We start from the raw sequence: 10,791 nt of genomic DNA, 5'->3' as shown, positions 1-10,791 counted from the left end.
AAGTCTGCACCCCGGTAGATCGTTGTGATGTGGAAGGAAAAGCCCATGTTATCGTTTTTCAGCAACAGACGCGTACTGTCCCAATCACCCTGCGGGTCGGTAATCATGCGGCCATTTTCCTGACACTCTTTCAACGTTCTGACAATCATGTTCACTCCAAATTAAAAAGCGAGCGTGTACGAGAGGAGCGGCACACGCTCTGAAATCAATGATGCTGCCGGGGTATTGAATCCCCGGCTTCGTTCAGCGCTTTGGTGCTTAGCTTGCCCACTGGGCGTCTTCACCCACCTGGACATGATCAAAGTAGTCGCTCTCTTCCGGAAACTCGTCAATTTTGGCGCAGACTTTCTTCACGGCGGCTTCCAGAATGTCGAGACCCTTCTTCAGGTTCTCATCGGTGATCACTAACGGGCAGAAGATTTTAATAATCTGGTCTTCTGCACCGCTGGTCTCAATAATCAGATTATTGGCAAAGCACTCTTTGGTGATTTTTGACGCCAGCTCACCGTCAACACAGTTAATGCCCTGGAACATGCCGCGACCTTTCAGGGTGAAGTTGCCATCACCAAACTGATCCGCCAGACCATTCAACCGCTCTGAAACGTAGTCGGCCTTGCGCTTGATTTCTTTTTCGAAAGCATCGTCTTTCCAGTAAGTGTTCAACGCAGCCGTGGCTGTGACAAATGCCAGATTATTACCACGGAAGGTGCCGTTATGTTCACCCGGCTTCCATTGGTCCAGCTCCGGACGGAACATCACTACCGCGAAAGGCAGACCATAGCCGCTGAGCGACTTAGACATGGTTACGATGTCAGGTTTCAGACCGGCTTCTTCAAAGCTGAAGAACGTACCGGTACGACCACAACCCGCCTGAATGTCATCAAGGATCATCAGAATGTCGTGTTTGTGACAAACGTCCTGCAGACCGCGCAACCATTCTGGGCTGGCCGCGTTCACGCCACCTTCACCCTGAACGGTCTCAACGATGACCGCGGCTGGCTTGTCAATACCTGAGCTTGAATCCGACAACACTTTATCGAGGTAAGCATTGGTATCGATGTCATCGCCCATGTAGCCATCGAATGGCATACGGGTAATGCCGGGCATTGAAACACCGGAAGCACCACGATGGTGAGCGTTACCGGTTGCCGACAACGCACCCAGGCTCACACCATGGAAACCGTTGGTGAAGGAAATGATGTTTTCGCGACCGGTGACGTTACGCGCCAGCTTCATCGCGGCTTCAACGGCGTTGGTACCGGTAGGACCGGTAAACTGAACAACGTATTCCAGACCGCGAGGCTTCAGGATGACTTCGTTAAAGGTTTCCAGAAACGTTTCCTTGGCCTTGGTGTGCATATCCAGACCGTGGGAGATGCCATCGGCTTCGATGTACTCCAGCAACGCCTTTTTAAAGACGTCATTGTTGTGGCCATAGTTCAACGTACCGGCACCCGCCAGGAAGTCGAGATATTCGTTACCTTCTTCGTCCCACAGCAGTTCGCCTTTGGCGCGATTAAAAATGCGTGGAAAAGAACGGGCATAAGATTGAACTTCCGATTCAATTTCTTCAAAAATTTTCATAGTCGTCTCCAGTGATTCTCTGATTCGTATTAAGCGTTAAACGGGCCGATGCGGTACAACCACTCGCTGTCGTGCTCGCCATTGAAATGTGATTCTTTGCCGTAATGCTCAGTTTTCTCAGCTTGAGCATTCATTTTCTCGGCATACCGGGTAAACAGAGCCCAGGATGCGTCGTTATCAGCCGTAATGGTGGTTTCCAGATACTGAACCCCCGACAACGCCGGCCGACCCAGAATATGACGGAGCATCTTGGTGGCCAGCCCCTGACCTCGGGCGGATTCGTCGATGGCCACCTGCCAGACAAACAGGGTGTCGGGACGATCCGGTATCAGGTAACCACTGATAAAACCAACGACGTCGTCGCCACGTTTGGCAATGACCGACGTGGCCGAAAAATGATCGCACTGTAAAAGGTTGCAGTAGACCGAGTTCTCATCCAAGGGCTTGCAACGCGCAATCAACTGGTGAACACCGAACCCATCGGCGGAGTCCGGGGCGCTCAATGTCAGCAGTCCTTCGTCACTCATCATATTCATATCTAATATTTTTAACTCTAATCAAAATGAAGCCGGAAACATAAAAATATTGCATTTATGTGGCGATATAAGGCTATAATTGATTAAAAATTAACCTTTCAATGAATTCAGAAAAGCATAGTACACTAAATAAATTAAATTTCCAGTAGCAAAATGCGTTTGTTTTTGTGATGAATTCTAAAGAAATAAGCAACGATAAAGAGTTATACCGCCAAGAGGAGGGCCTGATGTATACTTTTCCATTGACCTCTAAAGAAGTATCGGACCTAGACGTGGAAAAAATAGACGAAGTACTGGTGGCGTTACGCCGCGTGATTCGAGCAACCGATCTGCATTCGAAGTATCTGGCGAAAACCACCGGACTGACCGCGCCGCAGATTCTGCTTCTGCAGACCATTCGCGACCAAGGTGAAAAAACCATTGGCCAGTTGGCCAGCAGCATGAACCTCAGTCAGGCCACTGTGACCACGATCATCGATCGACTGGAAAAGCGCGGGCTGGTGTATCGAGAGCGTTCGACCACCGATAAACGAAAAGTGCACGCGGTTCTCACCGATACCGGCTTTGAAATGCTGCAAGCGGCGCCTGCGCCGTTACAGGACCAGTTCAGCCGACAGTTCAGTGATCTGCAGGAATGGGAACAGACCATGATCATTGCCTCACTGCAGCGTATTGCCCATATGATGGACGCTCAGCACATCGACGCCTCTCCGGTCCTCGATATTGGCTTGCTGGACCGACAAGACACCCGCATGGAAAAGCATTCTGCTTATTCTGAGGCCTACAAAGACGAGGGGTGAGTCTTCACCCCTTTCTTAAGCCCTCACTCGCTTTTAACAGCAGACCCGTTGACACTCCACCGATTGGATGGTGGTCAAGACCCTTCACTGACTTTATCCTGTAGGCTCGTAATTTCACGAACAGGAAAGCACCCATGAAAGCCATTGGTTACACTGAGTCATTGGACATTCAGAATCCGAATGCCCTGCAGGACCTTGATCTGCCCAAGCCCGTTGCTCAGGGTCGGGACTTACTCATCCAGGTCAAAGCCATCGCCGTGAACCCTGTCGATACCAAAATCCGACGCCGACGAGCCGGCACCGAGGACGAGCCGGTTGTGCTCGGTTGGGATGCCGTCGGAGAAGTGGTTGCTGTCGGTGAAGACGTTACCCTGTTCGAAATCGGCGACCAGGTCTACTACGCTGGCGACCTCAACCGACAAGGCACCAATGCTGAGTTTCAGCGGGTTGATGAACGCATCGTCGGTCATAAACCCAAAACACTGAGCCCGGCCGAAGCGGCCGCCTTGCCGCTGACCTCAATCACCGCCTATGAAATGTTGTTCGAGCACCTGCAGTTGCAAAAGCAGACCCCGGAAACCAAAACCACCACTCAGGAAGTGCTGTTGGTGGTCGGTGCTGCCGGCGGAGTCGGCTCCATCTTGCTGCAACTGGCCAAAGCGCTGACCGGTGCCACCGTGATTGCGACGGCCTCGCGCCCTGAATCGGTGGACTGGGTTCGACAACTGGGCGCTGACTATGTGCTAGACCACACCCAGCCACTGGCTGAGCAAATGGCGGAGCTGACCCAAAAAGAGGGCCTTGGTTCGCTTACCCATGTCGCCTCATTGAACGCGACCGATGCCTACTTTGACAGTTACATCGAAATGCTGGCCCCCTTTGGTCGCATTGCTCTGATCGATGACCCTCAGCAGCCGCTGAACTACATGGCCATGAAACCGAAGAGCCTGTCACTGCACATTGAGTTTATGTACGCCCGATCGATGTTCCAGGCCGTCGATATGATTGAACAGCATCATTTGCTGAACCATGTCGCCGAGCTGATTGACCAGGGTTACGTGAAGACTACGCTGGGCAAACATCTCGGCACCATCAATGCGACCAACCTGCGTGCGGCTCATGCCGAGCTGGAAGCTGGCAGCGCCATTGGCAAGCTGGTCCTTGAAGGCTTCTGATTATGTCGCGTGTCCGCAGAGTGCTTTAAGTTTCTCAGCCGGCACCGCGATCTTCTGACCAGACGGCAAATTCATTGCCACTGGGTTCAGTAAAATGGAACCGGCAGCCGCCGGGGAAGTCAAAAATCGGCCGGATGAGATCTCCGCCGGCCTGCTCAACCTTGGTCTGTGTCGCCAAAAGATTATCGCTGTAAAAAATCAACAAGGCGCTGCCCTGCTCACTCCGGCTGCAAAGCTCAGACCGGTAGATCCCGCCGTCCAAGCCTTCGTTGTCAAAAGCAGTGTAGTCCGGCCCATAGTCAATGAACGTCCATCCAAATGCCTGACTGAAAAAGGCTTTCGTCGCCGCCAGGTCCCTGGCTCCAAATTCGACATAGTTCAGCTTTTCATGGGTATTCATGCAATCTCCCTGTAATGTCTCATGTAGTTGCTCAGTATAACCACTCAACCATGACAGGTATTGTCAGCAGACCACATCGGAATATCGCTTAAAGATTAGCTGCGGGAAACGAAAGCCCGCATTAATAACGGACGTTTAAACGGCATAAAAAAAGCGCCTTGCGGCGCTTAAAAACATGCGGTGGGAAGCACACGTCATGGTTTTCAGTCAGCAGCATCCTGAGGTTCAGCCGCTGTTTTCTGGTAGGTGGCTTCAGCTTCGGCAACAATGTCCGACGCTTCGTCCAATCCCGCGTAATGCGCCAGTGTTTTCTTGAATCCGTGTTCCGCAAAGTATTGCTGCAACTCAACCGCCTGCGGATCATCGTCGTTCTGGTACAGGAAAGCGCCGGCAATACCCAACAGCAGGTGAGCATTCGGCAAGCCATACTCCAGTGTGCCGTTGAGCGGCTTGATCAAACGATCTTCAGCACCCAGCTTACGAATCGGCTGACGACCCACACGATCAACTTCATCCACCAGATATGGGTTGGCAAAACGCTTCAGCACCTTCTCAATATATTGCGCGTGCGCTTGCGGATCGAAACCATAACGTTTGATCAGAACCGCGCCGCTTTCTTCCATCGCTGCCTGAACTTTGGCCGCAATGACGCCATCTTCGATGGCTTCTTTAATCGTTTTCTTACCGGACAGATAGCCTAGGTAGGCGGTAATCAGGTGACCGGTATTCAGGGTAAACAGCTTGCGTTCAACAAACGCCATCAGGTTGTCAGTCGGTTCCATGCCAGCGATGACCGGCAGTTCACCGGCAAACTGAGTCTGGTCAACGATCCATTCACTGAACGACTCAACCGTCACGGCCAGTACATCGGTTTCACCGGGATCGGCCGGCGGCACAATGCGGTCTACGGCGGAATCCACAAAGCCAACGTGCTCAGCAACAAAGGCGGCGGATTCTTCCGGCAACACCTCAAGAACCATGGCTTTCAGAGCAGACGTTCCGCGCACCATGTTTTCACAGGCAATGATGTTCAGCGGTTTTTCATTACCACTCGCCTGTCGCAGAGCCAGACCTTTGGCGAGCGTTGGAGCAATAAACTTAAGAACATTCGGACCAACCGCGGTGGTGATGACATCGGCCTGGGTAATCACTTCCAGAACCGCTTCACTGTCCGAACGCACCGCCGTTACATTCGTCACGGCTTCGGTCACTTCGGTTTCACCAACAATCTTTACCGGATACGCCTGACGCTCGGCCAGCGCGCTCACCACTTCATCATTTACATCGGCAAACGTAACGTGGAAGCCGGCATCTGCCAGCAGCTTACCAATAAAGCCGCGGCCAATGTTGCCAGCACCAAAATGTAGAGCATTCATACGATTTCCTATTACTAACGGTCAATTCTGTTCGGCCATCGCCTTCCTCGAAGGCGACGGCCCACCTGTTATTACACCAGGTCGTCGTGATTCCGATACAGCGCCATCACGGCTTCGGAGCTGCCCATTTCCAGTGCTTTCTGAGCCTTGATCTTGAGCTTGTCATAACTGACAGCGCGAATGATGTTCTTCACGGCGGCCACATTGGATGGCGATACAGACAGCTCTTTCACACCCAGGCCAACCAACAGCGCAGCAACGTTTGGATCGGCGGCCATGTTGCCGCACACACCCACCCACTTACCGTGAGCGTCAGCCGCTTTAACGGTGGCTTCGATCATTTTCAGAATCGCCGGATGGTAGTTGTCCGCTTCTTTACCCAACTGCGGGTGCAGACGGTCCATGGCCAGTGTGTACTGAGTTAAATCGTTAGAACCGACCGAGAAGAAGTCAACTTCACGCGCAAAGTGATCGGCAATCAATACCGCCGACGGCACTTCGATCATGATGCCTAATGGCAGTTCCGGTGCATTCAGACCTTTACGAACCAGCTCTGCAATATCACGTGCCCACTGCCATTCTGACAGCTTGGCAATCATCGGGAACATGATGTGCAATCCCGTACTGCCCTGCTCTTTAACTTGCCAGGCCGCAACCCGGTAAATTGCTTCGAGCTGACGACGGAAGACGTCTTCGTGCTGCATCGACAGGCGCAGACCTCGAATACCCAGGAACGGGTTGTCTTCGTGTGGCATGTTCATCCACTGCACTGGCTTATCACCGCCGATGTCGGAGGTGCGAACCACAATTTGACGATCGCCCAGTTCGTTGACAATGGCTTTCAGTGAAGCCATCTGCTCTTCGACACTTGGCTCTTTCGGTGCAGCTTCAAACAGGAACTCAGTACGCAACAGGCCGACACCTTCACCGCCCTGACCAAGAATCTTGGCAGAGTCTTCCGGATTGGCGATGTTACAGACCACTTCCACATGATGACCGTCGCGGGTCTGTGCCGGTTCGTGCTTCTGAGCGTCTTCGGCTTTACGCATTTCCTGCCACTGACCGATCGCGGCCTTCGCTGCTTGAATACCGGCCGCGTCCGGAGCGCTGTACAGGGTTGCGCCCTGCGCGTCGACAATGGCCGGTGTGCCGTTTTCCAGGGCAGCCAGAGCACCATCACCCAAACCAACCAGTGCTGGAATACCCAGAGCGCGTGCCAGAATGGCCATGTGACTGTTCGGGCCACCCAGTTCGGTACAGATCGCTTTAATCGGTACACTATCGAGGCCGGCCGTTTGTGACGGAGTCAGATCGCGAGCCAGAAGAATGAAAGGTTTTTCTGGATAGCCTTGTTGCGTCTGCTCGCCGCTGAGGATGGCAAGAACCCGTTGGCAGGCATCCTGAAGGTCAACAATACGCGCTTTCAGGCGCTCGTCTTCAACCTGCGACAGCGAATCAATTTGATCCTGAATCGCTTCGCGGAATGACCAGGCGGCCGAATTGCGATGGCCGATCAACTCCTGAGTACGCTCCAGAATCATCTCATCCTGCAGCAGTTGTTTCTGAGCCTGAATAATGGCGGCTTCTTTCGGTGCTTTGTTCTGCAGCCGTGCTTTCAGTTCATCTAACTGCGTGGCCGCTTCAGCCAGCGCATCTGTCAGGCGCTGCTTTTCTTCATCGATGTTGCCAGCTTCTCGGCTGACATCGACCTGCTTTTCGGTCAGGCGATACTGCAGTGCCAGAGCGATACCCGGCGACGCCGCTTTACCGGTCAGCGCCTGAGCGGCTTTGACACCCGTCAGTGCCGGTAAGGTCGTCAGAGGCGTGTAGTTGTTGCTTTCGGTGTCGTCTTCGCTGTCCAGACCCGCATTAATCATCGCGACCAGAGCTTCAATGGCTTTCGCCGCCTGATTGCCTTCTGCGGACACCACCAGCGTGTCACCTTTTTGCGCACCCAGAGTCAACAGCGACGCCATGGACTTAGCATTCGCACTGACGGTTTTGCAGCGAATGCGAATCTGGCAATCTTTAAACTCAGATGCTTTTTCAGAAATAAGACTGGCCGGCCGGGCATGCAACCCTGCTTCGTCTATGACGAGGGCCTCCGCAGCGTTGGAGAAATCTTCCTCGGTTTGCCCGGCGGCCAGATTCGTGTTGAGTGCCTGCACAATATCCTGCACGTTTGCGTTCGATCCGAGATGTTTGGCTTTTGCCTCATCCATCACGACTTGCGTCAGCTGCTGCAGTACACCCAAATGTTCGTCACCATTAGCCGCAATACCGACGATAAAGTGCGCTTGATCGCCCTGATCATTCCAGGTGACACCGGCCGGCACCTGAACGATCACCAGTCCGGTCTTCTTGACCTGCGACTTGGCTTCGTTGGTTCCGTGCGGGATGGCAACACCGTTAACCAGATAGGTACTGACTTTGGCTTCACGATCCGCCAAGGCCTTGGTGTAATCTCCGGTAACAAAACCCAGTGTCTGCATCGTGTCCGAAATCAGAGTCAACACCTCAGTTTTGCTGGCCAGCGACTGCTTGAGCAGAATCTGTTTGGGTTCCAGAGACAGCGTGCTCGCCGCTGGAGCCGCGGCAGGTTTCTGCTGAGTCGGCTTGTTTTGAGTCGGCTTAACCGGCTGGGTCTGTGGGTTCTGTGGTGCTTTCTGTTCATCAGCACCTGAACCGCGGACTAATTTCTTGAAGAAGGACATAGCGATCCCGTTTACCATTGATAATTTGAGTATCTGGCGTAAAGCCAATCGGGCTTTACGTCCGGACGGCTGGTCTTGCCAACCGTCTTAGAAATTCGGCACATCCGTGTGCGTTTGTCAGATTATGACAATCCTTGAGAGGTCATCAGACCAGTTTGGAGACGAGGTTGTCGTAGAAACCAGAGTCCATGAAGTTCTCAATGCTGTAGTGTTGCGCGCCTGGCAGTTTTGCCTTGGCACGAGCCGTGAGTTCACCTTGGGTGATCACGATGTCAGCATCACTCAGGTCGTTAATCGCAGCGTTTGTCACTTCGATATCCAGACCCGCTTCCTGAACCTTGCCGCGCAGTACCGAAGCACCCATGGCAGAGGATCCCATTCCCGCGTCGCAGGCAACAACGATTTTGCGGACAGATTCTGCAGACAGAGCAGGTGCGCCCTGACCTTTAGATTCTGCTTTGCTCGCAGCGACGGCGGCTTGTGCAGCTTCCAGATCGTCAGACGCTTCAACGTCGTTACGGATCATGACGGCAGCGATCAGGAATGAAACAGTCGCGGCGACAGCAATGGATGCCAGCGTCAGCAGAATGCCCAGACCTTTAGTAGACATCAGACCCAGAGCAAATACAGAACCCGGAGACGGAGGACCGACCAGTGCGTTACCAGTGATCATGTTGAAAGCAACACCAGACATACCACCCGCGATAACCGCGAGGATCAGTTTTGGCTTCATCAGGACATATGGGAAGTAAATCTCATGAATACCACCGAAGAAGTGAATGATGCTCGCACCGTAGGCAGACTTCTGAGCAGTACCTTTACCAACGAACATGTACGCCAGCAGGATACCCAGACCTGGACCAGGGTTGGTTTCGATCAGATAGAAGATAGACGCGCCGAACTCAGCAGACTCCGCCGCACCCAGAGGTGTGAAGACACCGTGGTTGATGGCGTTGTTCAGGAACAGAATCTTCGCAGGTTCTACCAGGATAGACACCAGTGGCAGCAGTTTCATTTCAACGATCGCACCAACACCGTTACCCAGTGCCGTGGTCAGCGCTTCAACGATAGGACCGATGACCAGGTAGGCAAGGATCGCAACGATCATGCCGATGATGCCCAGTGAGAAGTTGTTGACCAGCATTTCAAAGCCCGGCTTGATCTTACCGTGCACCTGCTCGTCAAACTTCTTAACAGCCAGACCGCCCAGAGGACCGACCAGCATCGCGCCGAGGAACATAGGAATGTCAGCACCAACCACGACACCCATGGTCGTAATAGCACCGGCAACCGCGCCACGTTCACCACCAACCATCTTACCGCCGGTATAACCGATCAGCAGTGGCAGCAAGTAGGTAATCATCGGGCCAACCATCGCGGAAAGCGATTCGTTAGGCAGCCAGCCAGTAGGAATGAACAACGCAGTGATCAGACCCCAGGCAATAAACGCCCCGATGTTCGGCATGACCATGCCGCTTAGAAAACGCCCAACGGATTGGACTCCAACTTTCAGATTGTTACCAGACATTTTCATGCCTCCCCAATTAGATTGTTATTGTTCGATTGGTTTCAATTGCTTGAAGCAAACTATCGAGCACGACCTGTTTGTCTTCCGTGGTCAGCCACAGGTCCAGGACCTTGGGTTGACCGAGCAGTTGGGCAATCGATGAGAACACATACGACTGACTCTGCCGGAGCTTTTTCAGATCGTCTTTTTTAGGGGCGGAAAGTAAAAAAATGAACCGAACGTCTTCATCGTTCCCGTTCCAGGTGAAGTCATCGTCTTTCAGACGCGCAAACACCAGAACCGGCTCGTCAACGTAATCACTGATGGTGTGAGGAATGGCTGTGTGTGTACCGGCAAAGGTACTGACCACTTCTTCACGGGCAATGATATCGCGGTACAGTCCTGAGGGATCCTGTGTCTTTTTCAACAAAAACAAGTGGGCACAAATTCGATGAACTGCATCCGCCTTGGAATCTGCTTCGAAATCAAGCAAGATCGTCTCTTTCGTGATAAGCGATTTATTCATTATTTTTACCTCTCACTCCATGCTTCCAGTATACGTCCGGATCAAAAGTCGTCAAAAATGCTGATCACTTTTGACGTCATATAATTAACATCGAAAAAAACCGCTTAAAAGTACTGATCAAGTAATCAAATTTACTCAAAATTGATCAAAAAATCAGACAACGATCCACTTTA

At 52.5% G+C, this 10,791-nt stretch carries 10 protein-coding genes; 2 read left to right on the top strand and 8 right to left on the bottom strand.

Annotated elements, in window-relative coordinates:
* The 3 genes from MED297_RS21890 to ectA all read right to left on the bottom strand — a co-directional run.
* A partial coding sequence (locus MED297_RS21890; RefSeq protein ID WP_008045380.1) for an ectoine synthase occupies nt 1-149 on the bottom strand: 149 nt, incomplete at its 3' end.
* Between the two features lie 109 nt (nt 150-258).
* Complete coding sequence (gene ectB, locus MED297_RS12360; RefSeq protein ID WP_008045379.1) at nt 259-1,584, bottom strand: diaminobutyrate--2-oxoglutarate transaminase; 1,326 nt, start codon at nt 1,582-1,584, stop codon at nt 259-261.
* Nucleotides 1,585-1,613: 29 nt separating this feature from the next.
* Entirely contained in the window at nt 1,614-2,120 is a 507-nt protein-coding gene (gene ectA, locus MED297_RS12355; protein ID WP_008045378.1) for a diaminobutyrate acetyltransferase, read from the bottom strand.
* Between the two features lie 227 nt (nt 2,121-2,347).
* On the opposite strand from ectA, the gene MED297_RS12350 reads away from it, so the two are divergent.
* Nucleotides 2,348-2,920 carry a MarR family winged helix-turn-helix transcriptional regulator gene (locus MED297_RS12350; RefSeq protein ID WP_040557201.1) on the top strand — a complete coding sequence of 191 codons (573 nt, stop codon included), beginning with the start codon at nt 2,348-2,350 and terminating at the stop codon, nt 2,918-2,920.
* A 134-nt stretch (nt 2,921-3,054) separates the two neighbouring features.
* On the top strand, nt 3,055-4,095 hold the full coding sequence (locus MED297_RS12345; RefSeq protein ID WP_008045375.1) for a zinc-binding alcohol dehydrogenase family protein: 1,041 nt from the start codon (nt 3,055-3,057) through the stop codon (nt 4,093-4,095).
* Nucleotides 4,096-4,129: 34 nt separating this feature from the next.
* Here the strand turns inward: MED297_RS12345 and MED297_RS12340 are convergent, their stop codons facing one another.
* The 5 genes from MED297_RS12340 to MED297_RS12320 form a co-directional block, all read right to left on the bottom strand.
* Entirely contained in the window at nt 4,130-4,495 is a 366-nt protein-coding gene (locus tag MED297_RS12340; RefSeq protein WP_008045374.1) for a VOC family protein, read from the bottom strand.
* Between the two features lie 203 nt (nt 4,496-4,698).
* Nucleotides 4,699-5,871 (bottom strand): mannitol-1-phosphate 5-dehydrogenase, encoded by a 1,173-nt coding sequence (locus tag MED297_RS12335; RefSeq protein ID WP_008045373.1) that lies wholly within the window; start codon nt 5,869-5,871, stop codon nt 4,699-4,701.
* 71 nt (nt 5,872-5,942) lie between these two features.
* The gene (ptsP, locus tag MED297_RS12330) at nt 5,943-8,585 is read right to left on the bottom strand and encodes a phosphoenolpyruvate--protein phosphotransferase (RefSeq protein ID WP_008045372.1); all 2,643 of its coding nucleotides are present in this window, start codon (nt 8,583-8,585) and stop codon (nt 5,943-5,945) included.
* Between the two features lie 145 nt (nt 8,586-8,730).
* Nucleotides 8,731-10,113 (bottom strand): PTS mannitol transporter subunit IIBC, encoded by a 1,383-nt coding sequence (locus tag MED297_RS12325; protein WP_040557320.1) that lies wholly within the window; start codon nt 10,111-10,113, stop codon nt 8,731-8,733.
* 16 nt (nt 10,114-10,129) lie between these two features.
* On the bottom strand, nt 10,130-10,618 hold the full coding sequence (locus tag MED297_RS12320) for a PTS sugar transporter subunit IIA (RefSeq protein WP_008045368.1): 489 nt from the start codon (nt 10,616-10,618) through the stop codon (nt 10,130-10,132).
* Nucleotides 10,619-10,791: the final 173 nt, after the last annotated feature.

It is taken from the genome of Reinekea blandensis MED297 (assembly GCF_000153185.1).
In the GTDB taxonomy this organism is placed as follows: Bacteria; Pseudomonadota; Gammaproteobacteria; order Pseudomonadales; family Natronospirillaceae; genus Reinekea; species Reinekea blandensis.
This window is presented reverse-complemented; position numbering and strand designations above follow the sequence as displayed.

Excerpts from the sequence above, each read along its gene's own strand:
- ectB (WP_008045379.1), bottom strand. The coding sequence starts at position 1,584 with ATGAAAATTTTTGAAGAAATTGAATCGGAAGTTCAATCTTATGCCCGT.
- ectA (WP_008045378.1), bottom strand. The coding sequence starts at position 2,120 with ATGAATATGATGAGTGACGAAGGACTGCTGACATTGAGCGCCCCGGAC.
- MED297_RS12350 (WP_040557201.1), top strand. The coding sequence starts at position 2,348 with ATGTATACTTTTCCATTGACCTCTAAAGAAGTATCGGACCTAGACGTG.
- MED297_RS12345 (WP_008045375.1), top strand. The coding sequence starts at position 3,055 with ATGAAAGCCATTGGTTACACTGAGTCATTGGACATTCAGAATCCGAAT.
- MED297_RS12340 (WP_008045374.1), bottom strand. The coding sequence starts at position 4,495 with ATGAATACCCATGAAAAGCTGAACTATGTCGAATTTGGAGCCAGGGAC.
- MED297_RS12335 (WP_008045373.1), bottom strand. The coding sequence starts at position 5,871 with ATGAATGCTCTACATTTTGGTGCTGGCAACATTGGCCGCGGCTTTATT.
- ptsP (WP_008045372.1), bottom strand. The coding sequence starts at position 8,585 with ATGTCCTTCTTCAAGAAATTAGTCCGCGGTTCAGGTGCTGATGAACAG.
- MED297_RS12325 (WP_040557320.1), bottom strand. The coding sequence starts at position 10,113 with ATGTCTGGTAACAATCTGAAAGTTGGAGTCCAATCCGTTGGGCGTTTT.
- MED297_RS12320 (WP_008045368.1), bottom strand. The coding sequence starts at position 10,618 with ATGAATAAATCGCTTATCACGAAAGAGACGATCTTGCTTGATTTCGAA.